Annotated in this window: 23 protein-coding genes; 12 read left to right on the top strand and 11 right to left on the bottom strand. The window is 66.6% G+C overall.

Going from position 1 to position 23,981, the window contains the following annotated elements:
• Positions 1 to 72: 72 nt before the first annotated feature.
• The 3 genes from frr (at position 73) to rlmN (ending at position 2,729) form a co-directional block, all read left to right on the top strand.
• Positions 73 to 630 (top strand): ribosome recycling factor, encoded by a 558-nt coding sequence (gene frr / locus CJEDD_RS07940; protein WP_042405154.1) that lies wholly within the window; start codon positions 73 to 75, stop codon positions 628 to 630.
• A 118-nt stretch (positions 631 to 748) separates the two neighbouring features.
• Positions 749 to 1,573, top strand: a complete 825-nt coding sequence (locus tag CJEDD_RS07935; protein ID WP_042405168.1) for a phosphatidate cytidylyltransferase — start codon at positions 749 to 751, stop codon at positions 1,571 to 1,573.
• A gap of 52 nt (positions 1,574 to 1,625) precedes the next feature.
• Positions 1,626 to 2,729 carry a dual-specificity RNA methyltransferase RlmN gene (rlmN, locus tag CJEDD_RS07930; RefSeq protein WP_042405155.1) on the top strand — a complete coding sequence of 368 codons (1,104 nt, stop codon included), beginning with the start codon at positions 1,626 to 1,628 and terminating at the stop codon, positions 2,727 to 2,729.
• A gap of 65 nt (positions 2,730 to 2,794) precedes the next feature.
• Here the strand turns inward: rlmN and CJEDD_RS07925 are convergent, their stop codons facing one another.
• Complete coding sequence (locus tag CJEDD_RS07925) at positions 2,795 to 3,334, bottom strand: DUF2631 domain-containing protein (protein WP_074432472.1); 540 nt, start codon at positions 3,332 to 3,334, stop codon at positions 2,795 to 2,797.
• 97 nt (positions 3,335 to 3,431) lie between these two features.
• On the opposite strand from CJEDD_RS07925, the gene dxr reads away from it, so the two are divergent.
• Genes dxr through map form a run of 5 tightly spaced genes read left to right on the top strand, consistent with a single transcriptional unit; the run spans position 3,432 to position 9,823 of the window.
• Positions 3,432 to 4,646 carry a 1-deoxy-D-xylulose-5-phosphate reductoisomerase gene (gene dxr, locus CJEDD_RS07920; RefSeq protein WP_042405156.1) on the top strand — a complete coding sequence of 405 codons (1,215 nt, stop codon included), beginning with the start codon at positions 3,432 to 3,434 and terminating at the stop codon, positions 4,644 to 4,646.
• Positions 4,647 to 4,664: 18 nt separating this feature from the next.
• Positions 4,665 to 5,870 (top strand): M50 family metallopeptidase, encoded by a 1,206-nt coding sequence (locus tag CJEDD_RS07915; protein WP_042405158.1) that lies wholly within the window; start codon positions 4,665 to 4,667, stop codon positions 5,868 to 5,870.
• Positions 5,871 to 5,890: 20 nt separating this feature from the next.
• Positions 5,891 to 7,054, top strand: coding sequence for a flavodoxin-dependent (E)-4-hydroxy-3-methylbut-2-enyl-diphosphate synthase (gene ispG, locus CJEDD_RS07910; protein WP_042405160.1), 1,164 nt, complete (start codon positions 5,891 to 5,893; stop codon positions 7,052 to 7,054).
• Position 7,055: 1 nt separating this feature from the next.
• A complete protein-coding gene (locus CJEDD_RS07905; protein WP_273657467.1) occupies positions 7,056 to 8,864 on the top strand; it encodes a penicillin-binding transpeptidase domain-containing protein in 1,809 nt (602 codons plus the stop codon).
• A 59-nt stretch (positions 8,865 to 8,923) separates the two neighbouring features.
• Positions 8,924 to 9,823 (top strand): type I methionyl aminopeptidase, encoded by a 900-nt coding sequence (map, locus tag CJEDD_RS07900; RefSeq protein WP_042409356.1) that lies wholly within the window; start codon positions 8,924 to 8,926, stop codon positions 9,821 to 9,823.
• A gap of 139 nt (positions 9,824 to 9,962) precedes the next feature.
• On the opposite strand, the gene CJEDD_RS07895 is transcribed toward map, so the two are convergent.
• The 4 genes from CJEDD_RS07895 to CJEDD_RS07880 all read right to left on the bottom strand — a co-directional run bounded on the left by CJEDD_RS07895 (position 9,963) and on the right by CJEDD_RS07880 (position 14,256).
• A complete protein-coding gene (locus CJEDD_RS07895; RefSeq protein ID WP_042409359.1) occupies positions 9,963 to 10,625 on the bottom strand; it encodes a hypothetical protein in 663 nt (220 codons plus the stop codon).
• A 47-nt stretch (positions 10,626 to 10,672) separates the two neighbouring features.
• Entirely contained in the window at positions 10,673 to 11,419 is a 747-nt protein-coding gene (locus tag CJEDD_RS07890; protein ID WP_157034521.1) for a hypothetical protein, read from the bottom strand.
• A 319-nt stretch (positions 11,420 to 11,738) separates the two neighbouring features.
• A complete protein-coding gene (gene mtr, locus CJEDD_RS07885; RefSeq protein ID WP_042409361.1) occupies positions 11,739 to 13,169 on the bottom strand; it encodes a mycothione reductase in 1,431 nt (476 codons plus the stop codon).
• Between the two features lie 64 nt (positions 13,170 to 13,233).
• On the bottom strand, positions 13,234 to 14,256 hold the full coding sequence (locus tag CJEDD_RS07880) for an alpha/beta hydrolase (RefSeq protein WP_042409363.1): 1,023 nt from the start codon (positions 14,254 to 14,256) through the stop codon (positions 13,234 to 13,236).
• 128 nt (positions 14,257 to 14,384) lie between these two features.
• On the opposite strand from CJEDD_RS07880, the gene mqo reads away from it, so the two are divergent.
• Positions 14,385 to 15,905, top strand: coding sequence for a malate dehydrogenase (quinone) (gene mqo, locus CJEDD_RS07875; RefSeq protein WP_042409365.1), 1,521 nt, complete (start codon positions 14,385 to 14,387; stop codon positions 15,903 to 15,905).
• Positions 15,906 to 16,019: 114 nt separating this feature from the next.
• On the opposite strand, the gene CJEDD_RS07870 is transcribed toward mqo, so the two are convergent.
• The 3 genes from CJEDD_RS07870 to CJEDD_RS07860 form a co-directional block, all read right to left on the bottom strand.
• Positions 16,020 to 17,039 carry an IS3 family transposase gene (locus tag CJEDD_RS07870; protein WP_273657694.1) on the bottom strand — a complete coding sequence of 340 codons (1,020 nt, stop codon included), beginning with the start codon at positions 17,037 to 17,039 and terminating at the stop codon, positions 16,020 to 16,022.
• Positions 17,036 to 17,953: a hypothetical protein gene (locus CJEDD_RS07865; protein WP_042410540.1), complete on the bottom strand. Its 918-nt coding sequence runs from the start codon at positions 17,951 to 17,953 to the stop codon at positions 17,036 to 17,038. The genes CJEDD_RS07870 and CJEDD_RS07865 overlap by 4 nt, the downstream gene beginning before the upstream one ends.
• Before the next feature lie 80 nt (positions 17,954 to 18,033).
• A complete protein-coding gene (locus CJEDD_RS07860; protein WP_042410420.1) occupies positions 18,034 to 19,239 on the bottom strand; it encodes a protein adenylyltransferase SelO family protein in 1,206 nt (401 codons plus the stop codon).
• A 24-nt stretch (positions 19,240 to 19,263) separates the two neighbouring features.
• Here CJEDD_RS07860 and cobA point away from each other — a divergent pair, with 24 nt between their 5' ends.
• The 3 genes from cobA (at position 19,264) to CJEDD_RS07845 (ending at position 21,271) form a co-directional block, all read left to right on the top strand.
• Entirely contained in the window at positions 19,264 to 20,004 is a 741-nt protein-coding gene (gene cobA, locus CJEDD_RS07855) for a uroporphyrinogen-III C-methyltransferase (protein WP_052333889.1), read from the top strand.
• A 130-nt stretch (positions 20,005 to 20,134) separates the two neighbouring features.
• A complete protein-coding gene (locus CJEDD_RS07850; protein WP_273657466.1) occupies positions 20,135 to 21,028 on the top strand; it encodes a class I SAM-dependent methyltransferase in 894 nt (297 codons plus the stop codon).
• Between the two features lie 24 nt (positions 21,029 to 21,052).
• The gene (locus CJEDD_RS07845) at positions 21,053 to 21,271 is read left to right on the top strand and encodes a type II toxin-antitoxin system Phd/YefM family antitoxin (RefSeq protein WP_042404658.1); all 219 of its coding nucleotides are present in this window, start codon (positions 21,053 to 21,055) and stop codon (positions 21,269 to 21,271) included.
• On the opposite strand, the gene CJEDD_RS07840 is transcribed toward CJEDD_RS07845, so the two are convergent.
• From CJEDD_RS07840 to CJEDD_RS07830, 3 genes are all read right to left on the bottom strand, one after another.
• Positions 21,268 to 22,005, bottom strand: coding sequence for an NAD-dependent deacylase (locus tag CJEDD_RS07840; protein ID WP_042404656.1), 738 nt, complete (start codon positions 22,003 to 22,005; stop codon positions 21,268 to 21,270). The two genes, CJEDD_RS07845 and CJEDD_RS07840, sit on opposite strands and share 4 nt — an antisense overlap.
• Positions 22,006 to 22,044: 39 nt before the next feature.
• Positions 22,045 to 23,166 (bottom strand): ATP-binding protein, encoded by a 1,122-nt coding sequence (locus tag CJEDD_RS07835; protein WP_042404654.1) that lies wholly within the window; start codon positions 23,164 to 23,166, stop codon positions 22,045 to 22,047.
• 88 nt (positions 23,167 to 23,254) lie between these two features.
• Positions 23,255 to 23,980, bottom strand: coding sequence for a DUF1648 domain-containing protein (locus CJEDD_RS07830; protein ID WP_042404652.1), 726 nt, complete (start codon positions 23,978 to 23,980; stop codon positions 23,255 to 23,257).
• Position 23,981: the final 1 nt, after the last annotated feature.

Below are 23,981 nucleotides of genomic sequence, written 5' to 3'. Positions count from 1 at the left end.
CGACAGTGTAGGCCCGGGCGACGCTGGTACGTTAGTGGGGACGCAATCCCGAGAAACGATAGGGGTACACCCATGATTGATGACGTTTTGCTGGACGCCGAGGAGCGCATGACCCACTCGGTGGACCACACCCGCGAGGAGCTTTCCACCATCCGAACCGGCCGTGCGAACCCGGCCATGTTCAACGGTGTGATGGCGGACTTCTACGGCGCGCCGACCCCGATCACCCAGATGGCCACCATCTCGGTGCCGGAGCCGCGCATGCTGCTGATCAAGCCCTACGACATGTCCACCATGGGCGAGATCGAGAACGCCATCCGCAACTCCGATCTCGGCGTGAACCCGACGGACGACGGCCAGGTCATCCGCGTCTCCGTGCCGCAGCTCACGGAGGAGCGCCGCCGTGACCTGGTCAAGCAGGCGAAGCAGAAGGGCGAGGAGGGAAAGATCGCCATCCGCAACGTGCGCCGCTCCGGGATGGACGCGCTGAAGAAGATCCAGAAGGACGGCGACGCCGGCGAGGACGAGGTCGCCACCGCCGAGAAGTCGCTGGACAAGACGACCCAGACGTACGTCGCGCAGATCGACGACATCGTGCAGCGCAAGGAAGCCGAGCTGCTGGAGGTCTAAGGTGGCCACCACCGAGCACGAATACGGGCACGAACACGGGCACGAACACGAGCACCGCGCCACACCGAGCCGCTGGCCCTCGCACGCGCCGAAGCCGAAGAACAAGGCGGGGCGCGACCTGCCCGCGGCGATTACGACCGGCGTGGTGCTCGGCGCGCTCGTCATCGCCGCCGTCATGGTCGGCCCGGTGGCCTGGTACCCCCTCGTCGCCGTCGCGGTCGCGCTCGCGATGTGGGAGGTGATGACGCGCCTGCGGGAGGGCGGCTACCAGCAGCCCCGCACGCTCATGATCATCCTCGGCCAGGCGATGCTGTGGCTGTCCGTCCCGTACGGCACCACCGGCCTCGTCGCCGGCTTCGCGTTCACCGTGCTCGTGGTCATGTTCTGGGGCATGTTCCACCAGGGCCGCCACAACCGCCCCGAGAACTACCTGCGCGACACTGCCGTCGCCATCTTCGTGCTCGCCTGGATCCCGCTGTTCGGTACGTTCGCCGCGATGATCTCCGTGATCAGCGAGGGCGGCGTCGACGGCTCCCGCTTCATCGTCGCGTTCATGCTCTGCGTCGTGGCCAACGACGTCGGCGGCTACGCGGCGGGCGTGATGTTCGGCTCGCACCCGATGGCACCCGCCGTGAGCCCGAACAAGTCGTGGGAGGGCTTCGGGGGCTCGCTCACCGCCGGCGTGATCACGGGCATCCTCGTTGTCGCACTGCTTATCGACGGCCCATGGTGGATGGGCGTCGTCCTCGGCATTGCGCTCGTGCTCTGTGCGACGATGGGCGACCTCGTGGAAAGCCAATTCAAGCGCGAACTCGGCATCAAGGACATGTCGAACCTGCTGCCGGGCCACGGCGGGATCATGGACCGCCTCGACGGCATGTTGCCCGCGGCGGCGGTGACCTACATCCTGCTCACCTCCACGGCGCTCATGAACGGCGCGTAACCCCGGCCGGGATTCGAATTTGGCGCGCTAACGTGCCAAAATGGGGCGCACTATGAGCGACTTCCCCCAGATCCAACTCCTCGCGCCCAAGCGCGGGATGCCGCCGAAGCACTTCGCGGACCTGACCAAGGACGAGCGCATCGCCGCGCTCAAAGACCTCGGCCTGCCCAAGTTCCGCGCGGACCAGATCGCGCGCCACTACTACGGCAAGTTCGAGGCGGACCCGCTGACCATGACGGATCTGCCCGAGCACCAGCGCCAAACGGTCAAGGACGCGCTGTTTCCCACGCTGCTCACCCCGGTGCGCACGGTGGAGACCGACGACGGCGACACGACGAAGACGCTGTGGCGCCTCCACGACGGCATCCTGCTCGAGTCGGTGCTCATGCGCTACCCCGGGCGCGCGACGCTGTGCATCTCCTCCCAGGCCGGCTGCGGCATGGCCTGCCCGTTTTGCGCCACCGGCCAGGGCGGCCTGGACCGCAACCTGTCTACCGCGGAGATCGTGGACCAGGTGCGCGCGGCGGCGGCGATGATGCAGGCGGAGGGTTCGCGCCTGTCCAACGTCGTGTTCATGGGTATGGGCGAGCCGTTGGCGAACTACAACCGCGTGGTCGCCGCGGTGCGCCAGATCACCCAGCCCGCGCCGGACGGCTTCGGCATCTCGCAGCGCAACGTCACCGTCTCCACGGTCGGGCTCGCTCCGCAGATTCGCCGCCTCGGCGACGAGGGTCTGTCGTGCACCCTCGCCGTGAGCCTGCACACGCCTGACGACGAACTGCGCGACGAGCTCGTCCCCATGAACAACCGCTTCGCCGTCGCCGAGGTGCTCGACGCCGCCCGCTACTACGCGGACCAGACGGGCCGGCGCGTCTCCATCGAGTACGCGCTCATCCGCGACATGAACGACCAGAACTTCCGCGCCGACATGCTGGGCAAGAAGCTCCACGCCGCGCTCGGCTCGCTCGTCCACGTCAACGTCATCCCGCTCAACCCGACGCCGGGCTCGAAGTGGGACGCCTCCCCGAAGGCGCGCCAGGACGAGTTCGTGCGCCGCGTCGCCGCCCAGGGCGTGCCGTGCACGGTGCGCGACACGAAGGGGCAGGAGATTGCGGCCGCCTGCGGCCAGCTCGCCGCGGACGAAAAGGCGGGGTAGGCCCCACCGCGCACAAAAACACCCGCTGGCAGGTCGGCCAGCGGGTGTCGTCGATACGCGAACGCTTACATGCGCTCGTGCTTGCCGGTGGCGGCGTCGACCTCGACCACCTCGACGGTCTCGCGGACCGGAGCCGGGTCGACAACGTGGGTCTCCTCGTTGCGCTCGATGACGCGGTCCTCGCGGTGCGCCGAGCGCAGGTGCGCGACGCGGGCCGGCTCGATGTTGAGGGAGCGCAGCTGGGAGTCGGTGAGGTTCTCGTACACGTCGCCAGAGAGCGTGGCCTGGTTGTAGATCCAGTCCGGCTCGACGTGGCCGGCCGGCTGGTTGTGGGAGGTCACGGTGCGCACCTGGTGCAGCTTCGGCTTCGTCGCCTGGAGGATGAGGCCGAGGGCGATGAGGACGGCCAGCGCGATAAGCCAGATCGTCTCCACGTGGCCCTGGTGGTTGCCGAAGTTGTAGGCGACGAGCACCAGCACGGAGATCCACCCGGCGGTCTGGATGGTGCGGTCGGACAGCGCGCTCCAGCCGAAGCGGGCCGACGGCACGTCCGCCTCGGACACACCGTTGTACACCTGGGGTGCTGTTTCATTCGCGTGAGCCACGGGAATGCTCCTTCATTATTTGCGTCAGGGAGGCTGATAAAACTCTCGGCGTCCATCATCGCACACCGGGCACCGCGCTGGTGACTCATCACCCCTAATGAGTTCAAACTTTCGCACCACGTGCCGCGAAACATGCCACAATGGCAGCGTGAAGAATGTACTGATTCTCGGTTCCACCGGTTCCATCGGCACGCAGGCGGTCGAGGTGATCCGGGACAACCGCGACCAGTTCAACGTCGTCGGCCTGGCGACGGGCGGCAACAACCCCGACGTCGTCATCGAGCAGGCCCTCGAGTTCGGGCTGAGCGCGGATCAGATCGCCGTGCGCAACATCGAGGGCGCGAAAGCGGTGTCGAAGGCGCTCGGCGGCTACGTCATCACCGGCGACACGTGCGCGTCCGCGCTCGTGGATTCCCAGCCGGCGGACATTGTCCTCAACGCGCTCGTCGGCTCGGCCGGGCTGCCCGCCACGCTGGAGACGCTCAAGAACGGCACGACGCTCGCGCTCGCGAACAAGGAGTCCCTCGTCGCGGGCGGGCGCATCGTCCTCGACGCTGCGGCGCCGGGGCAGATCGTGCCGGTGGATTCGGAGCACTCCGCGATGGCGCAGGCGCTGCGCTGCGGCCGCAGCGGCGAGGTGGCGCGCTACGTGCTCACCGCTTCCGGCGGGCCGTTCCGCGGCAAGACGCGCGACGAGCTCATGGACGTCACCCCGGACCAGGCTGTGGCCCACCCGACGTGGTCCATGGGCACGATGAATTCACTCAACTCCGCGACGATGGTGAACAAGGGCCTGGAACTCATCGAGGCCTCGCTGCTGTTCGACGTGGACCCGGACCTCATCGACGTCACGGTGCACCCGCAGTCCGTCGTCCACTCCATGGTGACGTTCACGGACGGCGCCACCATCGCGCAGGCCTCCCCGCCGTCGATGAAGCTGCCCATCTCGCTCGCGCTCGGCTGGCCCGACCGCGTCGCCGGGGCGCAGGAGGCGCTCGACTTCACCCAGGCCTTCGAGTGGAGCTTCGAACCGCTTGACGACGACGCCTTCCCCGCCGTCAAACTCGCCCGCCAGGCCACGAAGCAGGGCGACCCGTACCCCGCGATCTACAACGCGGCGAACGAGGCGGCCACCGACGCGTTCTTCGCCGGGCGGATCCGCTTCCCGCAGATCGTGGACCTCATCGCCGAGGTGCTCGACGGCGCGGGCAGCTACGCCACCACGCCGGGCGACGTCTACGACATCATGCGCATCGAGGCCCGCGCCCGCGAGCAGGTGGGCAACGCCGTCGCGCGCCTCGAGCGCGCGTAGCGCGGGGCACCGCAGCACGTGACTGTCCTGGGCATCCTGGCGTTCGCGCTGGCCATCGCGGCGTCGATCGCGCTGCACGAGGCCGGCCACATGTTCACCGCCCGCGCGTTTGGCATGCGGGTGCGCCGCTACTTCATCGGCTTCGGCCCGACGCTGTGGTCGACGACGAAGGGCGGCACCGAGTACGGCGTCGCGGCCCTGCCGTTCGGCGGGTTCTGCGACATCGCGGGCATGACGGCGATGGATCCGGTCACCCCGGAGGAAGCGCCGTACGCGATGGTGAACAAGCCCGCCTGGCAGCGCATCGCCGTGCTCGCCGGGGGCATCGTGATGAACCTGCTCATTGGCATGGTGATCGTCTATTTTGTGGCGATCTTTGCCGGCATCCCGAACCCGAACGCGGACACGACGCCGCGGGTGGGCGAGGTCACCTGCGTGGCCGACCAGGTCGACGCGGGCACGCTCGCGGACTGCGAGGGCGAAGGACCCGCGGGGGAGGCCGGGGTGCGCCCGGGCGACACGATCGTCGCCGTCGACGGCGCGCCGGTGGAGCAGTTCGCGGACCTGCGCGAGGCGGTCGCGGACAAGCAGGGGCAGTCCGTTGAGCTCGAGCTCTTGCGCGACGGCGCCCCCGTCACCGTCGCGGTCCCCGTCGCCGGCGTGGAGCGCATTACCACCTCCGGCGAGCGGGTCACCGTCGGCGCGGTGGGCATCACCGCCGCGCCGATCCCGGACGCGATCAAGCGGTACGGCCCCGCCGAGGCCGTGCCCGCGACGGCGCGGTTCACTGGCGAGATGCTGCGCGTCACCGTCGAGGGCATTGCCGCGTTCCCCGGCAAGATCCCGGGCGTGGTCGCGTCGCTGTTCGGCGCTGAGCGCGACGTCGAGGGCCCGGTGAGCATCATCGGCGCCTCCCGCACCGGCGGCGAGCTCGCGGAGCAGAACCAGTGGTCCGCGTTCTGGATGGTGCTGGCCAGCTTGAACTTCTTCCTCGCCCTGTTCAACCTCGTGCCCCTGCCGCCGCTCGACGGCGGGCACATCGCGGTGGTGTGCTACGAGAAGCTTCGCGACGCCTTCCGGCGCATTCGCGGGCTGCCGCCGGGCGGACCGGCGAACTACGAAAAGCTCATGCCGCTGACATACACGATGGCGGCGCTGCTGCTCGCGGTGGGCGTGCTCGTGATGGCCGCGGACGTGGTCAACCCCGTCAGAATTTTTGGGTGACGGTGCTAGAGTTAGCCACCATGAACACCCCCATCGGATTAGGCATGCCAGAAGGCCCGGCTCCGACCCTGGCCCCGCGTCGCAAGACCCGCCAGCTGATGGTTGGGGGTGTGGGCGTCGGCTCCGATCACCCGATCACCGTGCAGTCGATGACCACGACGAAGACGCACGACATCAACGCCACGCTGCAGCAGATCGCGCAGCTGGCCACCGCGGGCTGCGACATCGTGCGCGTGGCTTGCCCGAAAACCGTCGACGCGGAGGCGCTGCCGGCCATCGCCGCGAAGTCGCCGATCCCGGTCATCGCGGACATCCACTTCCAGCCGAAGTACATCTTCGCCGCCATCGACGCCGGCTGCGCTGCGGTGCGCGTGAACCCGGGCAACATCAAGGAGTTCGACGGGCGCGTGAAAGAGGTGGCGCAGGCGGCCGGCGACGCGGGCATCCCGATCCGCATCGGCGTCAACGGCGGATCCCTGGACAAGCGCCTGCTGGAGAAGTACGGCAAGGCCACCCCGGAAGCGCTCGTCGAGTCCGCGATCTACGAGGCCGGCCTGTTCGAGGAGTATGGATTCGGCGACATTGCGATCTCGGTGAAGCACTCCGACCCGGTGCTCATGGTGGAGGCCTACCGCCAGCTCGCGGAGAAGACGGACTACCCGCTGCACCTCGGCGTCACCGAGGCGGGCCCGAAGTTCATGGGCACCATCAAGTCCTCCGTCGCGTTCGGCGCCCTGCTCGCCGAGGGCATCGGCGACACCATCCGCGTCTCGCTGTCTGCGGACCCGGTGGAGGAGATCAAGGTGGGCGACCAGATCCTGCAGTCGCTCAACCTGCGCCCCCGCAAGCTCGAGATCGTCTCCTGCCCGTCGTGCGGCCGCGCCCAGGTGGACGTGTACAAGCTCGCCGAAGAGGTCACCGCCGGCCTCGAGGGCATGGAGTTCCCGCTGCGCGTCGCCGTGATGGGCTGCGTGGTCAACGGCCCGGGCGAGGCGCGCGACGCGGACCTCGGCGTGGCCTCGGGCAACGGCAAGGGCCAGATCTTTGTCAAGGGCGAGGTCGTGGAGACGGTGCCGGAATCCAAGATCGTGGAAACGCTCATCGCCCACGCCCTGCGCATCGCCGAGGAGGAGGGCCTCGAGGAGGTCGCCGGCGCGAAGGCCGAGGTCAAGGTCACGCGCTAGCATGCGACGCCGCCTAGCTGGGGTGGTCGCGGCGGTGGCGCTTGCGTCGTCGATAAGCAGTTGCACCCCGCGTCCCAACGATGCCGAGCCCGCGGCCGACGCGTTCCTGAGCGCGCTGGAGAAGCGGGAGAGTACAGCCTCGCGTATCGACGACCCTTCGGCCGCCGACGCTTCCATCGCCGAGACCTGGAACGGCCTGCAGGCCGAGGGGCTCGACGCGGAGCTGCTCGACGTGCACCAAGACGACAACCTCGCCACCGCGAAGTACCGCCTGACGTGGCAGCTGCCGCGCGAGCGTGAGCTGAGCTACGACGCGCAGATGACCCTCACGCAGTCCGGCAACGAGTGGACCGTGCGCTGGCAGCCGTCCGTGCTGCACCCGCGCCTCGGCGCGAACCAGCACCTTGAGCTGCGCGCCGTGCCGCCCGCGCAGGCGAGCGTGGTCTCGTCGGACGGGGTGGAGCTGCTCAAGCCGGGCACGGCGTACCGCGTACTCGTGGATACGAGCGCGATGCGCAGCGCCGGCGCTGCCGCGTCCGGGATCAGTGGCGCGCTCGCGAAAGCGCACGAGGCGGACCGCGGCGTGCCGCTGCGCGACGCCGAGGGGCTGGAAAAGGAGCTCGCCGACGCGGACGGCGTGTACTCGGCCGCGGTCATCCCCGCCGCCGCGCGCGACGCGTTCGAGTCTGCGCTGGCGGGGGAGCCGGGCGTGCGCCTCAACGAGGAGGCGGCGATGGTCAACGCCGAGCCGACGTTCGCGCCCGACATCATGGCGCGCGTGGGCGAGCTCGTGCGCGACGACCTCACCGGTGACGCCGGGTGGAGCGTCGACGTGGTGAACGAGAACGGCGCGGCGTACGAGCGCCTCGAGGGCGAGGACCCGGCGCCCGCCCCCGCCGTACGCATCAGCCTCGACCATCGCGTGCAGCTCGCCGCGGAGCAGGCGCTCGAGCCGATGGCGGGGCAGAAGGCCATGATCGTGGCCATCCGCCCTTCGACGGGCGGGATCCTCGCCATCGCGCAGACGCCCGCCGCCGACGCGGAGGGCAACCTGGCCACGATGGGCCAGTACCCGCCGGGCTCGACGTTCAAGATCATCTCCGCCGCCGCGGGACTCTCGCGCGAGGGGCTTGTGCCCGGTTCGCCGGTGCCATGCCCGGGCACGATGGACCTCTACGGCCGCACGGTGACCAACTACGCGGGCTTCAGTCTCGGCACCGTGCCGCTCGAGAGCGCGTTCGCGCACTCGTGCAACACCACGTTCGCGGACATCTCCACGAAGCTCAACCCGGGCGAGCTGAAAGAGGTAGGAAAGCAGTTCGGCTTCGGCGTGGACATGGAGATCCCCGGTGTGGAGACGTTCACCGGCTCCATCCCCGAGGGCGAGGAGCCGCTCGACCGCACGGAGGCCGGCTACGGCCAGGGCCTCGACCTGGCTAGCCCGTTCGGCATGGCGCTCGTCTCCGCGACCGCGGCGCGCGGGGCGATGCCGGTGCCGTTCCTCATCCAGGGCGCCGAGACAAAGGTCACCGGCCAGGTCGACCCGCCAGCGCCGCAGACTATCGACGAGCTGCGCCAGCTCATGGCCGCCGTCACCGCGCCCGGCGGCACCGCGTCGAATATGAGCGCTGAGGGCGACATCCGCGGCAAGACCGGCGAGGCCGAGATCAACGGCGGCTCGCACGCCTGGTTCACCGGCTACCGGGCCGACGACGACATCGCGTTTGCCACGCTCGTGGTGCTCGGCGGCGGCTCCGAGGCCGCGGTGGCGCTCACAAACACGATGCTGTCCAACCTGCCGCTGCACTAGGGCGCACTGAGCAATCGGCCTCGGCGGGGCGGTTTGGGCCCGGGACTACCATTGTGGGTATGAATCCACGAGGACTACTTACGCCAGGAACACCCACCCCGGAGCGGAAGGTGCCCGCCTCCATCGAGCGCCCGGAGTACGCCTGGAAGGACGAGGTGCAGGAGAACGTCGGGGAGCCGTTCGTGCAGACCCCGGAGACCATCGAGGCGATGCGCGAGGCGAGCAAGATCGCCGCGAACGCGCTCGCGCTCGGCGGGGCGGCGGTGGCGCCAGGGAAGACGACGGACGAGATCGACGGCATCGTGCACGACTATCTCGTCGAGCACGGCGCGTACCCGTCCACGCTGGGCTACCGCGGCTACCCGAAGTCCTGCTGCATCTCCCTCAACGAAATCGTCTGCCACGGTATCCCGGACACGACGGTTATCCAGGACGGAGACATTGTCAACATCGACGTCACCGCTTACAAGAACGGCGTGCACGGCGACACCAATGCGACGTTCCTCGCCGGCGACGTGGCCGAGGAGCACCGCCTGCTTGTCCAGCGCACCTACGAGGCCACCATGCGCGGCATCAAGGCGGCGAAGCCGGGCCGGGAGATCAACGTCATCGGCCGCGTCATCGAGTCCTACGCCAAGCGCTTCGGCTACAACGTGGTCACCGACTTCACGGGCCACGGCGTCGGCCCCACCTTCCACAACGGCCTGGTCGTGCTGCACTACGACTCCGACGCCTACCGGGACGTGCTCGAGCCGGGCATGACGCTCACGATCGAGCCGATGATCAACCTTGGTGCGCTGCCGTACCGCGTCTGGGACGACGGGTGGACGGTGCAGAACACGGACGGCGAGTACACCGCCCAGTTCGAGCACACGATCGTGATCACCGACGACGGCAACGAGATCCTCACCATCCCCGACGCCGACGTGGCGGCCGGCCAGCTGATGCTGGGGGAGTAGCGCCAACGAGGGTTTGAGCGGCCCCGTGGAGCAATCCGCGGGGCCGCTCGGTTTCGCTGCGCGATGAGCCGCGCAAAAGGAAACGCCCCGCTGCGCAGTGCAGCGGGGCAGAGTCTAGGCAATGCCTAGGCAGCGTTCCTTACAGGGACGGAAGCTGGATCCAGCCGTTGTAGGAAGCGTAGTTCACACCGGCGATGATGAGGCCGATGATGGTGCCGATGCCGGCGATGGAGAGGGTCTCGTTCCAGATACGTGCCCACTGCGGAACGTTAGCAACGTCGGTGGAGGAGCCGAGCATGTCCTGCTTGCGGACAGCGCGGTCACCCTCGGTCTTGGCGCCGATCTGAGCGTCGGTCACGTCCGGGTTGAAGACATCGGAGACGAAGTCGCCGAACTTGACGTCGTTGCCGCCGGAGAGACGGTCGTCGCCGTTGCGGTTGAAGCCAGCGAACAGGGTGTCGCCGAAGCCACCGCGGTCAGCGTCAGGCTTGACCTGGGTCTGCGGAGCGGGGGTGGTGTGGTTCGCCAGCCAGTCCTGAACCAACTCGCGATCGGCCGCCCCTTCATCGCTGTTCAGGTAATCGTTGAGCTTCTGAGCGCGCTCGGTCGGATCCTCGATCTTGCGGATTGCGTCGAGCTTATCCGTCTTCGGCAGGACGGAGAGGGCGAAGGTGACCTGCTCCGGGCGGAAAGAGACGTGACCGTTGCTGTCGGCCTCAGCGGCGGAGGCGATGCCCAGGCCGGAAACCAGGACAGTGAGGGCGGTAGCCGAAGCAACCGCGGTGTTGCGGAAATTACGCATTTGAATTCCTTCTTTCAGGTGAAAATGGAGGTCTAGCGGGTTTCCGCTTAGAACTTGACCGGACCGTGGACGATGAAGTTGTAGAGCGGGCCGACCACGAGGCCAGCGATCGCGGACGCAACCAGGAACCAGGTAGCGCCGTAGAGAGAGACAGCCCAGGTCGGAGTCTGATCGTGGTTCTTGTTCTTGCCGAAGACGTCGTAGCCCATCGCGTAGTCGGAGTCCTTGGAGTTGACGCCGTCCTTGTAGACGTCGATGCCCTTGTTGTCCTTCTCGATGCGCTCGATTTCCTGGGTCTTCAGGATGTCGTCGCGCACCTTCTTGGCGTCCTGGTAGGCGTCCTTCTTCTTCTTGAGATCAGCCTGAGCGTTCTTCAGGTCCTCGACGGCAGCGTCGCGAAGCTTCTCGGCGTCCGTCTGCCGTGCCTTTGCGTCGTTGGCGAGCTTGCGGTCAGCGGTAGCCTTGTCCTTGACGGCCTGGGTGGCGCCAGCCTTCTGAGCCTCAGCCTCGGACTTCTCAGCCGCGTCATTGAGGATGCCGGTGGCCTTCTTCGCGTCTTCGGCCTGCTGCTGGGCGGTTTCGTTGGCCTTCTTTGCGGCCTCGAGAGTCTTCTCGGCCTGCTCTGCCTCAGCCTTGGTCTTGTCGACGTTCGCCTCAGCCTGAGCGAGGGTGATGGTGGTGACGGACTTGTTGGTGTCGTCCTTCACAGGAGCAGCGGTTGCAACTGCGGTGGAGCCGAATGCCACTGCGACGGCGGTTGCGCCGGCCAGGGCTGCCTTACGGAAATTACGCATGAAACGAAATCCTTCTCTGATAGTTCTTGCACGACGTCCGGGTGGAATTCAAAGAAGTCCAGGGGCATTGAGCTCCTAGGACCGATATCAAGTCTTGCGACTCGGTCCCGGTGTCGAAGATGACAATAGCCGAACCCTTGCCGCTGTGTGCAAGTCCCCTTGAAGTTTTCGTTCAGAAATCCATAAAAGGTTGGATATTTGTGAGTTCCCTGAAAAGGCTGTCCGCAGCCGTGGAACTGTGACGTGCGTTTTTAGTCGCTTGTACGTCAATCGTTGCCCAATCGAGACATAACCCCCAAAATGGGGATGAAGTTGAGGTTTAGACTTCCTTGAACGTCAAGTCGAGGCCAAGGATTGCGTTCTCCGTGACCTCCGCCAGCGCAGGGTGGATCCAGTACTGGGAGCGCGGGAACTCGCGTAAGTCCAGGTCATAGGCCAAAACGGTGATCATCTGCTGGATGAGCGTTGACGCCTGCGGCCCCATGTAGTGCGCGCCGAGCAGCTTGCCGGTCCCGCGATGCGCGACGAGTTTGACCACGCCGGTGCTGTCCTCCAGCCCCCAGCCATAGGCCACGTCGCCGTAGTTCTGCACCTTGACCGTGACGTCCGCGCCCTGTTCACGGGCCTGCTCCTCGGTGAGGCCGACGGTGGCGATCTGCGGGTGGGTGAAGATCGCGGACGGCACGTGCTCGTGCGGCATCGGGGTGAGCGCGTCGTCGCCGGCGCCGGACCAGGCGGCGAGCACGTTCCTGGACACTGCCCGGGTCTCCGCGTTTGCCACGTGTTTGAGCTGGTACGGGGAGGAGAGGTCGCCGAGCGCCCAGACCCCGTCGGCGGTGGTGCGGCCGAACTCGTCGACCTGGACGCGCCCGTCCGGGTGAACGTCGATTCCGCCGGCGGCGACGTCGAGGGTGTCGCTGTTGGGGGTCCTGCCGGTGGCGATGAGGAGTGCCTCGGAGGTGACCTTGGTGCCGTCGTCAAGCGTGAGCATCACCGCGTCGCCCGTGCTGGAGGCGGAAGCGACTGTGCGGCCGATGTGGGTGGTGTAGCGCTCGGTGGCGAGCTCGTTGAATGGCTCGCACAGGTCCTTATCCAGGTGGCGGAGGAGCTGCGAACGGCTCACGATGGTTACCTCGGTGCCCAGCGCGTCGAAGACGTGCGCGAACTCCATGGCGATGAAGCCGCCGCCGACGATGGTCAGCGTCTTCGGTTGGCGCTCAAGGCGCATGATGTCCTCGTTGGTGTGGAAGGGCACGCCCTTCGCCCAGTCGGGGATGAAGGGGCGCGCACCCGCGGCAAGGATGATCGTGTCCGCGGTGATGGTCTCTTCGGCGCCGCCGCGCCCGGTACGCAGGGTCTTGGGTCCGGTGAAGGACGCCTCCGTGTCGTAGACGGTGACGTTCGGGCAGCCGTTGCGGCGGTAGTCCTCGCCGCCCTTGGCAATGACGTCGATGCGCCGGTCGAAGACGCGTTCCTTAATGGCGTCCCAGTCCGCGCCGTTGAAGGTGAGGTCCACGCCGAGCTTCGCCGCCTCGCGCGGGGCGTAGGCCTGCTCGGCGGCGAGGACGTACATCTTGGTCGGGATGCAGCCGACGTTGAGGCACGTGCCACCGAACGCGCCCTTCTCCACGAGCGCGACCTTTTTGTCGTCGAACTCCGGGGTGAGGATGGAGTTGCCGGACCCCGCACCCACGATGATCAGGTCGAACTGGGTCGCCTCGGGGGCTCCGGCGGAAGCGGTCGCGCTCATGCACTTCTCCTCTATATATATGTGCGTAACGCGTACAAACGTTACTGCGCGCAGGCGAGCGCGTCTAGCCAGCGCAGTTGAGCGCGTCGAGCCAGGTCAGCGTGGCCTTGAACGCGGCCTCGCGGGCGTGGCGTTCGGAGAGGTAGACGTCGTGGCGGGCGCCGTCGATCACCTGCACCTGCGCCCCCTCGGTGAGGGTGGGCGCCCAGCACTGGATCTGCTCGACGTCGAGCACGGTGTCCGCGGTGTCGGCGGCGGGGGAGTACTCCTTGCCCAGGTACGAGTGCGAGGAGCACAGGGTGAGCGTGGGCACCCCGGTGTCCACCTCGCCGCCGTGGACCGGCTCCTGGGCCTTGACCACCGCCCGCATCCAGCCAAGGTACTTCCGGTGGCCGCCAAGCGGCTTCCACTCGGTGTTGAAGTCCCACTCGCCGTGTGCGCCGTTGTAGATCGACTGCCCGTACGTTCCCTCGCCGCCCGCCGGCAGCGGGAGGGAGGGGAAGACCGCGCCGAGCGCGTTGACCACCGGGCGCAGCGGCACCACCACCCAACGCGGGAACTGCAGGTCGAGCCACGGGCTGTTGAGCAGCACGCCCGCCAGGAGCTTATGGTCCTCCGGCTGCTCTCGGCGTAGGTGGTCCGCCCACAGTGGCACGATGAGCCCGCCCGTCGAGTGCGCGAGCACCGCCACCGAGCCGTGCTCCTTCGCGATGGTGCGCAGCGCGAGCGTGAGCTCCTCGAAGTAGCGCCGCATGTCGAGGGTGAAGTGCCAGCGCTCACCCTTGCGGTGCGCACGCCCGCAGCGGCGTAGGTCGAGCGCGTAGAACGCGTGCCCGTGCTCGCTCAGCTCGTCCGCCACGTGTGTCTGAAAGAAGTAGTCCGACATGCCGTGCACCCACAGCACCGCGGGTTTGCCGCTTTGCCGGTTGTGCGACAGTGCCCTCTTGTCCCGCACGAGCACCGCGCGCGGGCGCCGCTTCGTGTCGGGGTCCTTGGCGAGGTGGAGAACTGCCTGCTCGTAGCCCTCGCCGAGGACGTCGGGTTGCCACTCCAAGGGTGCTTCGCCGTGGGATGTGTCGTGCCTCATGCGGCCGATGATACTGGGGCGGTGGGGAGGGCCTCTGGGCGTCGATACGCCTTATGAGCTTTTACGAGCTGGGGGACGTAGAATGGCCGTACTCCAAAATTGTCGAAACCCTAAAAGGATGACTGCATATGTCTGACAACGGTGGTAACAAGTACGCGGACGAGGTGGACATCCTGCACGTCGGCGCCGGCATTATGAGCGCGACGCTGTGCTCCATGCTCCACGAACTGGAGCCCGACTGGAGCCAGATGATCTTCGAGCGCCTCGACGGCCCGGCCGAGGAGTCCTCGTACCCGTTCAACAACGCCGGTACCGGACACTCCGCGCTGTGCGAGCTGAACTACACGCCGGAGAAGAACGGCCGCATCGACGTGACCAAGGCGCAGGCGATCAACGAGAAGTTCCAGCTCTCCCGCCAGTTCTGGTCTTACCAGGTGGAGCACGGCGTGCTCAAGGAGCCGCGCGCGTTCATCAACCCCTGCCCGCACGTGTCCTTCGCCCAGGGCGAAGACCAGATTAAGTACCTGCGCAAGCGTTACGACGCCCTGTCGGGCAACCACATGTTCCCGAACATGCAGTTCACCGACGACCGCGACACGTTCGCAGAGAAGCTGCCGCTCATGTCCCAGGGCCGCGACTTCGACGCCGAGCCGGTGGCCATCTCCTGGACCGACGCCGGCACCGACATCAACTACGGCTCGCTTACTCGCCAGTTCCTCGACGGCGCGAAGCGCAACGGCACCGAGATCCGCTACGGGCGCGAGGTGACCAACATCAAGCGCGAGGGCAACTTCTGGAAGGTCACGGTGAAGAACGTGCACACCGGCGACAAGCAGGTCGTGCGCGCCCGCTTCGTCTTCGTCGGCGCCGGCGGCTACGCGCTCGACCTGCTGCGCAAGGCGGGCGTGCCGGAGGTGCACGGCTACGCGGGCTTCCCGATCTCGGGCATGTGGCTCAAGACCACGAACCAGGAGCTCGTGCAGCAGCACAAGGCGAAGGTGTACGGCAAGGCGAAGGTCGGCGCCCCGCCGATGTCCGTGCCGCACCTCGACCTGCGCGTCGTGGACGGCGAGGAGTCGCTGCTCTTCGGCCCGTACGGCGGCTGGAGCCCGAAGTTCCTCAAGCAGGGGTCCTACCTCGACCTGTTCAAGTCCATCCGCTTCGACAACATCCCGTCCTACCTCGGCGTTGCGGCGACGAACATCGACCTGGTGAAGTACCTGGTCTCCGAGGTCTTCCGTGACTTCGACGGCAAGGTGGACATGCTCCACGAGTACTACCCGGCCGCCGACGGCAAGGACTGGGAGGTTGTGGTCGCCGGCCAGCGCGTGCAGGTGATCAAGCCGGCCGCGTTCCCGCGCTTCGGCTCGCTCGAGTTCGGTACCGCCCTGGTCAACGACCAGAACGGCACCATCGCCGGCGTCCTCGGTGCCTCCCCGGGGGCCTCCATCACCCCGGCCGCGATGATCGAGCTGCTCGAGCGCTGCTTCGGCGAGCACATGATCGATTGGTCGGACAAGCTCCACGAGATGTTCCCGACGTACGGCAAGGCCCTCAAGCGCGACAAGGCGGCCTACGAGGAGCAGTGGGAGTGGACTCAGAAGACGCTGGGCCTGGATACCGACGAGAACCACCTCGGCAACGCATAGGGTCCTTTGAACGAAAGCTTGTAAAAATCGACAGCGGTTCGGCGTTCTCCCAGGTGGGAAGGCGCCAGGTCGCCTTGGCGCTTTGTGTCAAGTGGTTGTGAACGGGTTTGGGTGTTAGATCGTGATGGGTTGTGGGGTTGGGGCGGTTTGGGTGGTGGTGCGGATGATGCTGACTTCTGCCGGGAGGCCTGTGCCAGCTTTGGTGTCCGGTAGTTGTGTGATGGTGCCTTTGCTTAGCGCGTTTCGCATCCCTTCTTCTCGTTTGCGTTGCAGTTCGCTCCAGGTGCCGTCGAGGACTGCTTGTGGTGGGTAGTAGTTGATCCCGCTGTGTGGGGTGGCGTTGTAGACCGGCACCCAAGCGCTGACCCAGGTGTTTGCTTCGCCCAGCGTGGTGAAGGTTTTCGGGTAGTAGGTCCTAGTCTTTAGGGTGTGGAACACCGACTCGGTGTGCGGGTTGTCGTTGCTGGTGTGCGGCCGGTTCAATGAGCGGGCCACACCATGTTCGGCAAACAGTTTGCCGAGTCGTTTGCTGGTCATGGCAGCGCCGTTGTCGGAGTGGACAGTGTGCACATTTGGAAAACGGGTGAAGATGTCGGCGAACATCGCTGCTGCAAGCTGGCTGTTTTCTCGTTCTGCGACGACGAACCCGACGATGGCGCGCGAGTACAGATCGATCACCATGTGCAACGCGAAGGTCTGTCCGTAGTATTGGCCAGGCAAAAACGTGATATCCCAGCACAGTACCTGCCCGGGGGCGGTGGCGTGCACATGCGGCGGTGTGGCGTCGCGGCGGCGTTTGGCTTGTCTGGCTTTGGTGTTGTGGCGTTGGTGCAGCAGTTTGCCGTGGGCTTTAGCCACCCGGTAGAAGCTGCGCAGGCTCGCCAGGTAGGTCCCGTTGTTCAACGCGGCGTAAAACACCTGGTCCACCCCGCAATGCGGATTGTCGTCCAGCAGCTCCACTATGTCTGTGACTGTGGCATCAGACAGCCGGTTGATCCGGCGTTGGTGATGCGGGATCGGGTTGTCGGTGCGTGGGCGCGGATTGGTTTCGTAGAAGACCCGGCTGCGCGAGGCACCGATGATGCCCATCGCCTTCGTTTTGGAGTAGCCGACGGAAACGAGCTGGTTGATCAGCGTTTCTTCTGCTTGCCGGCCTTGCTCGTAGAGGCGTTGTTGGGCGTCGGTGAGGACTTTTCCTCCGCGTTTGAGTCCACGCCAGGTGCTCCTGGCATGGTCGCTAAAGCTTTTCCCAACACATCAGTGGCCAGCTCAGCCCGCTCTGCCCTTTCCGTCGCCTTATCTAAGGCACGCTGCATTGCTTCTTCACGGCGTTTGGCATCGAGTTCGATCTTGCGTTTGTCCTGCGTCAGCGCGGAAATTTCCTTGCGCAGCTGCTGAATTTCGGCGCATTCATCCATCGTCAACGTTCCAATCCTCCTTGGTCTTGTGCGTGTTGGCAGGTCACCGTCAGCCACCATTGCTGTCCAGCGTCGCACGGTGTGACCAGCAAGTCCATGCGCCACCAACCAGGCTTCTTTCTGGCCATGCGGCACTAACCCGTACTCGACGACCACCTCACGGATGTACTCCGCACTCGGTCTGCCCAGGTAGGCAGCATCAACCATGTGTTTGGCGCGCTCGACGCCGTCAACGCCGTCGTCAATAGTTTTCGACTTCTGCAATGCGCGGGCCCACCGCCCGATATGGGGATACTCGATTCCCTGCCGGGCGCACCACGGGCCTTTCGTGCCATGCGGCAACAGGTTGTAAATCGTGATCATCTGCCGCTGCTGCGCTGGATGAAACCACTTTCCAAGGCCAGTCACGCGGTACGGGGAGAACACGAACGCCACAGCCTCAAGCGACGCCAACGTCTCCTCATCGAGTACTTCCCCCGCCGCCAGCACACGCGGCGGCTGCGACAAGATCTCCTCGACCTCCTCGCGCGACGTCTTAGGCTTGACCTTTCGGGCAACCACCGGGGCTTCAGCAACCGGTGGCGACGTCAACGTCGACGGCACCAACTGAGGCAACTGCGAATCGGTCATGAACAAAACCTCCTACGGTTCGTCGTTCACAACCACCCTGACACTAAGGGTGGAATGTCGATTTTTACAAGCTTTTCGCGTTATGTGCCGCAGAACGTGACGTAGGGGAGCTGCCCCTCAGGCCGGGCCATCCATTCGGGCCCGGCCTTTTCGTTGTACGGGTCACTCACGGCGGCGAGCAGGGCGTGGTACTTGTCGTAGTCGCCGTGCTGCTCGGCGGCGTCGATCGCCTCCTGGAGCATGTGGTTGCGCGGGATGAAGACCGGACCGGGTGTCCCGCCAATGCCGTGCTCGCGGTTGTAGGTGGTGATGTCGGCCGCCGCGTTGAGGCCGTCGAGGTCCGCGCCGATCCACCTCGCCCACGCCTCGTCCCAGGTGGCCTGGACGGTCTTGACGTACGCGTCGACCTTCTCCGCCCCGAGCAGCGGGTAGAGTGCCTCGGCGAGGCGGGCCATGTTCCAGGCGATGATGTTGGGCTGGTTGCCAAAGGCGTAGCGGCCGTGGCGGTCGATGGAGGAGAAGCTCGCAGCGCCGTCGAAACGCTCGGTGAACGCGCACGGCCCGTAGTCGATGGTCTCGCCGGAGAGCGCGACGTTGTCCGTGTTCATCACCCCGTGCACGAAGCCGATGCGCATCCAGCGCGCGACGAGGTCGAACTGGCGGCGGGTGACTTCGGCGAGCATCGTCTCGGCGTCCATGAACCCCGCCGCCTGCACAACCTTCTGGGTCAGCTCTTCCGACTGCGTCGCCGCGTACTGCACGGTGCCCACGCGCAGGTGGCTCCTTGCCACGCGCACGACGATGCCGCCGGGCACCGCGCCCTGCTGGCGGATGACGGTGCCGCCCGTGGTGAGCACCGCCAGCGAGCGGGTGGTGGGCACGCCTGCGGCGTGCATGAACGCGGAGACGAGGTGCTCGCGCAGCATCGGGCCGACCGCGCCAACCCCATCCGTGCCGCGGCGGGAGAACACGGTGAGCCCGGAGCCCTTGAGCTGGATCTCGCGCCCGCCGATGTCGCCGAGGAGTAGCGCGCGGCCGTCGCCGAGCAGCGGCACGAACTGGCCGAACTGGTGGCCGGCGTACGCCATCGCGTGGCCCCCGTAGGCGCCGGTGAGGAACCGAAGGCCGTCGCGGCTACGCAACCACGCGACGTCGAGGCCGAGCTCTGCGGCGAGCGGCTCGTTGAGCGCCACGAGCTGGGGGTTTTCAAACCGCGTGCCCGGCTCCTCGTGGGCGAGCTCCGGCAGCGCGTCGGCGAGCGAGTGGGCGAGCTGGGGTCGGGTCATGGCCCCACCCTAGACTGTTGCGCTATGGGAAACGGCCACATCACTCTCGTCGGCGGCGGCCCGGGCGCGTGGGACCTGCTGACCATCCGCGGGCTGCGCGCGCTCGAGGCGGCGGACGTCATCCTCGCCGACCACCTCGGGCCCTCCGCGGAGCTCGCCGAATTTCTTGACCTCACCGGCAAGGAGGTCGTCGACGTGGCAAAGCTGCCGTACGCGAAGCAGGTGGCGCAGGAGCGGATCAACGAGCTGCTGGTGGCGTACGCGCGCGAGGGCAAACACGTCGTGCGGCTCAAGGGCGGCGACCCGTACGTGTTCGGGCGCGGGTTTGAGGAGCTCCAGGCGTGCGCGGCCGCTGGGCTCACCTGCGATGTGGTGCCCGGTGTGACATCGGCGATCTCGGTGCCCGCGACGGCCGGCGTACCGGTGACGCAGCGCGGGGCCACGCACGCGTTCACGGTGGTCTCCGGCCACGTGCCGCCCGAGGATCCGCGCTCGCTCGTGGACTGGGGCGCGCTCGCCCGGGTCGGCGGCACGATCGTGGTGGTCATGGGCGTGCGCAACGTGCGCGCGATCGCGGCGGCGCTCGTCGAGGCCGGCCTTGACGCCTCGACCCCGGCCGCCGTCGTGCAGGAGGGCGAGACCGACGCACAGCGCGCCTTCTTCGCCACCGCCTCGACGCTGGCCGACGTCATGGAGGCCGAGGGCGTCGCGTCCCCCGCCGTCTACGTCTTCGGGGAGGTCGCGGGCCTTGCGCACGCTCGATAGCTTGATCTGGGATGTCGCGTTGGGCGTGGCTGAGCGCGCAAACCCTGGGAGCCAAAGCCTGGGAACGGCCGAAAAAGACGCGTTTCCTGGTTCTGCCTCCCAGGGTTTGTCGGAGGGCGGTCAGGGGACCGTGCTCATCTGCCACGACCCGACGCTTGAGCTCACCCGCGCGGCGGTAGCGACGGGTGCGCGGGTGGTCTTCTGCGACCCGGACTACGCGCGCAGCGGGAAAGCCCTGGCACTCGGTGCAGAGGTAGCCGGCGACGTGCGCCTGGACAAGTACCTGGCCGGGGCGTCCGGTGCCGCGGTCGCGATCGGGGAGGCGCCGAAGTCGCTTGCCCGGCTCGACTACCTCGCGCGCTCCATCGCGGGCGCGGGCTACGACAATGTGCGCGTCGTGCTCGGCGCGAACAACAAACACCTTTCGCGCAGCATGAACGCGGTGCTCGGCGAGTCCTTCGCGGAGGTTGCGGCGTCGCGCGGGCGCGGGAAGTTCCGCTGCCTTACCGCCGCGGGGCCGCGAGAGGTGTCGTACGAGCCGGTGCGCGGCGACGGGCTCGTCGCCGTCGGGGGCGTGTTCTCCGGGGCGAAGGCAGACCGGGGCGGGGAGCTGTTGCGCTCCTGCCTGCCAGCCGAGCCCGGCCGCCTGTTGGATCTGGGCTGCGGAAACGGCTCTGTCACGCGGGGTCTCGGCGGCGTGGCCACGGACGTGGACGCCGATGCGGTGCTTTCCGCCCGCGCCATCGGGCTGGAGGTGACGTGGGACGACGCCGGCTCGCGCCTGCCGGACGCGGCTTTCGACACCATCGCGCTCAACCCTCCTTTCCACGACGGCACCACCGTCGACGCCACGCTCGCGCAGCACCTCCTCGACGCTTCGGCGCGGTTGTTGGCTCCGGGCGGGGCGCTGTACCTCGTGCACAACTCGCACTTGCGCTACCGCGGCGAGGTGGAGCGCCGCTTCGCGTCCGTGGAGCAGGTCGCTCGCGATAGAACTTTCACCGTGCTCCGGGCCAGCCGCTAGGCTGAAATGCGCAAAGGAGGCAGGATGGCACTGACAGTTGACGAAGCACGCGAGAACTTCGACAAGCTGATGCGGCAGGTAACCGTAGAGGGCAAGCACGTAAAGATCCAGTCACGCATCGGTGATGCGGTGCTCATTTCTGCGGACGAATTTCGATCCTGGAAGGAAACTGCCCACATTCTCGGCACGCCCGCGAATGCGCGCAGGTTTTTCCGAGCCTACGAACAAGCAGTGTCCCGTTAGCCCAAGAGGGCGGGCAGGGCGTTGGCGGCGGTGTCCTCGATGACCACGTCGGACAGGTGCGACAGGTCGGTGCGCATCGGCGTGACTTCGATGATTGGAATTTCTCGGGCGTGCGCCAGCAGCGGCAGGCCGGCCGCGGGGTAGACCACGCCGGAGGTGCCCACGATGACCAGGGCGTCGGCGGTGCGCATCCGACGCTCCGCCTCTTTCCATTCGGCCTCCGGCAGGGCCTCGCCGAACCACACCACCCCGGGGCGCACCGGGCCGGCGCAGACAGGGCAGGCCGGGGGAGTGATCGCCTCCACGGGCTCTGTGGGGAAGTTGATGGGCTGGGCGAAGCGCTCGTCGCAAAGCGAACAGCGAAACTCGAACAGCGAGCCGTGCAGGTGGACGACCTCTTTGCTGCCGGCACGCTCGTGGAGGTTGTCGATGTTCTGCGTGGTCACCGTCGTGTTTGGCGAGCGCGCGATGGCGATGTGGCCGGCGTTCGGCTCGGCACGCTGCGCGAGGTGGACGCGCCAGAGGTACCACGCGAACATGGTGTCAGGGTCGTCGTGCCACGCGTCGATGGACGCCATGTCCTGCGGGTCTACGTTCTCCCACAGGCCGGTTTGCGCGTCGCGGTAGGTGGCGATGCCGCTGTCGGCGCTCATACCTGCGCCGGTGAAGACCTCGATGTGGGAGGCGTCGGCGATAAGGGCGCGGGCGGTGTCAATGGTGGAGGATGCGGTCATGGTGGTGACGGTACCTGCGTGAGACAGGAGTCTGAGGTTTTAGCTAATTCGCTGAGGCCGTCCGCGGTCGAGCAGGTACTGGCCCAGATATGGCTGAGCGAACTCGATGAGACCCCAGCCAGCGGAGGTGATCAGGTCGTGTTCGATCAGGCGGGCGCGAATGTCGGAGAGTGAAGTGGCAGGGCGGCCGAGAGACTCCGCTAGTGCCGACGTCGAGATCTCAGACAAACCGGTCTCGTCCTCGATCTCGGCCATCGCACGTAGATATTCCATCTGCCGTGGTGGGAGATCCCGTAGCGCTGGTTGGAGGACTTGAACGCCGAGGCGTTCAAGCGTGAGAGGGATCGCGTCGGACACTGCGTGGGCATCGATGCTCTCCAGCCCCAGTTCGTCGGCGGCCTCCCAGGACAAGTAGCCAACTAGCTGCACGAGGTAGGGGTAGCCCTTGCTGAACTCGGCTGCCCGCTGCGAGTCGTCGAAAGCTCTACCGCCGTCACGGGCAGTGTCAGCGAGCGCAACGTTAGCGTCCTCCAGCGTGAGTGGACCGAGTTCGTAGTGGCGCGCTCGTCGGAGAAAGGTTGCGCCGGGCAGGTCGAGCAGGGTATTGATCCCGTGGGTCAGCCCAGCCATTGCTACCGCAACCGGGAGATCATCACGCACCAGATCCTGGTACGCCACGGCGACCTGCGTGAGATCATCTGGCGAGGCGTCCTGCACCTCGTCAATCGTGATGAGTACTCCGGTGCCGCGGAGATGGGAGATGAGCTCGCGCAGCTGGGTGGATAGTCTCGGGACCGGGTCGCGTGATTCCACATCTGTTTGCACGGAACCGATGCCGGCCACAGAAAACCCAGTTATCTGGCGTCGCTGCGGAGGGGACAGCCGATTAATCGCTTCGGGGATCGCAGACTCAATGAGCGATTCTGCAATTCTTTCCCGTGCTGAGGCGCGGAGCACGATCCAGCCGTGGCGTGCCGCAATGTCTTCGAGCTCGGTGAGCAGCACCGTCTTGCCAATGCCCCGAGACCCAGAGATCAGTATCGACCGGTCCGGATTGCCTACGGAACCTAAGATGGCTGTCTCAAAATCGCCGAGCACCGTCGCGCGGCCGGCCCAGACGAGGGGGCTGGCACCGAAAGTCGGTCGGAATGGATTGTTCATACTGGTCAGAATAGTGCAACCGATAAACCGATAAATTCGCCTCGGCCGATAAACCGATAAATTGTGGGCCGCGACGGCTTAGCCCCCGCTACATCACGAAAGGCAGCACGGTGCACACGACGGGGGTCGCAACCACGCCGAGGATCATCCGGCGTACGTAGCGCTTGCCCGGCGCGTGCGCGGTGTTCACCGCGATCTTTCCCGGATTCGACGGCAGCACCGCCGCGACCATCGGATCGTTCGGCGCCGAATACGTACCCATGCCGCCCTGGTAGCGCAGTTGCTGATTGCGGGCCTGCTCGTCCGCGTCCGGTTCGATACCGTCCTTCGCGGAGGTCAGTCGCACCGCAATCACGACCACGTAGACGAGAAATCCGACCCACAGCGCGGCCTCTAGCCAGAATGGCAGGCTCACGTCGGGTACCACCATGGCAATGTTCATCACCGTGAGCAACGCCGCCAGCGCGAGGATGATTTTGGAGACGATGTCTGCGGAGGCGTCGCACAGCTTTTCGACGCGCCGGGCCACCGTCTCCGAAAACGGCAGCGCGTCCTCCGCCGGAATGTCGACGGTGCGTCGGGCAAGCGCCCGCGGCGGCAGCAACAGCGGCATCACCGCAGAGACGACGACGCCAATGATCAGCGCGAGCGTCGTGCTGAGCAGCGTCTTGGGCGCGAACCCGTCAACCTCGCCGGTGGGGCCGATGTGCACCGGCACTGGGTCGGGGATTGCGTCCCAGCGCAGCAAGATGTAGGCGAACCCGGCGGCGTAGATCAGTGCGGCCGCAGCGTAGCGACGGTATTGGGCGGGCATA

It is taken from the genome of Corynebacterium jeddahense (assembly GCF_028609865.1).
Lineage (GTDB): Bacteria > Actinomycetota > Actinomycetes > Mycobacteriales > Mycobacteriaceae > Corynebacterium > Corynebacterium jeddahense.
This window is presented reverse-complemented; position numbering and strand designations above follow the sequence as displayed.

What these genes read in the sequence shown, in the direction of transcription:
- CJEDD_RS07830 (WP_042404652.1), bottom strand. Translation starts at nt 23,980, where the DNA reads ATGCCCGCCCAATACCGTCGCTACGCTGCGGCCGCACTGATCTACGCC.
- CJEDD_RS07865 (WP_042410540.1), bottom strand. Translation starts at nt 17,953, where the DNA reads ATGACCGATTCGCAGTTGCCTCAGTTGGTGCCGTCGACGTTGACGTCG.
- frr (WP_042405154.1), top strand. Translation starts at nt 73, where the DNA reads ATGATTGATGACGTTTTGCTGGACGCCGAGGAGCGCATGACCCACTCG.
- cobA (WP_052333889.1), top strand. Translation starts at nt 19,264, where the DNA reads ATGGGAAACGGCCACATCACTCTCGTCGGCGGCGGCCCGGGCGCGTGG.
- rlmN (WP_042405155.1), top strand. Translation starts at nt 1,626, where the DNA reads ATGAGCGACTTCCCCCAGATCCAACTCCTCGCGCCCAAGCGCGGGATG.
- CJEDD_RS07840 (WP_042404656.1), bottom strand. Translation starts at nt 22,005, where the DNA reads ATGACCGCATCCTCCACCATTGACACCGCCCGCGCCCTTATCGCCGAC.
- mtr (WP_042409361.1), bottom strand. Translation starts at nt 13,169, where the DNA reads ATGAGCGCGACCGCTTCCGCCGGAGCCCCCGAGGCGACCCAGTTCGAC.
- CJEDD_RS07905 (WP_273657467.1), top strand. Translation starts at nt 7,056, where the DNA reads ATGCGACGCCGCCTAGCTGGGGTGGTCGCGGCGGTGGCGCTTGCGTCG.
- CJEDD_RS07860 (WP_042410420.1), bottom strand. Translation starts at nt 19,239, where the DNA reads ATGACCCGACCCCAGCTCGCCCACTCGCTCGCCGACGCGCTGCCGGAG.
- CJEDD_RS07890 (WP_157034521.1), bottom strand. Translation starts at nt 11,419, where the DNA reads ATGCGTAATTTCCGTAAGGCAGCCCTGGCCGGCGCAACCGCCGTCGCA.
- CJEDD_RS07835 (WP_042404654.1), bottom strand. Translation starts at nt 23,166, where the DNA reads ATGAACAATCCATTCCGACCGACTTTCGGTGCCAGCCCCCTCGTCTGG.
- CJEDD_RS07880 (WP_042409363.1), bottom strand. Translation starts at nt 14,256, where the DNA reads ATGAGGCACGACACATCCCACGGCGAAGCACCCTTGGAGTGGCAACCC.
- map (WP_042409356.1), top strand. Translation starts at nt 8,924, where the DNA reads ATGAATCCACGAGGACTACTTACGCCAGGAACACCCACCCCGGAGCGG.
- CJEDD_RS07845 (WP_042404658.1), top strand. Translation starts at nt 21,053, where the DNA reads ATGGCACTGACAGTTGACGAAGCACGCGAGAACTTCGACAAGCTGATG.
- CJEDD_RS07895 (WP_042409359.1), bottom strand. Translation starts at nt 10,625, where the DNA reads ATGCGTAATTTCCGCAACACCGCGGTTGCTTCGGCTACCGCCCTCACT.
- dxr (WP_042405156.1), top strand. Translation starts at nt 3,432, where the DNA reads ATGAGTTCAAACTTTCGCACCACGTGCCGCGAAACATGCCACAATGGC.
- ispG (WP_042405160.1), top strand. Translation starts at nt 5,891, where the DNA reads ATGAACACCCCCATCGGATTAGGCATGCCAGAAGGCCCGGCTCCGACC.
- mqo (WP_042409365.1), top strand. Translation starts at nt 14,385, where the DNA reads ATGTCTGACAACGGTGGTAACAAGTACGCGGACGAGGTGGACATCCTG.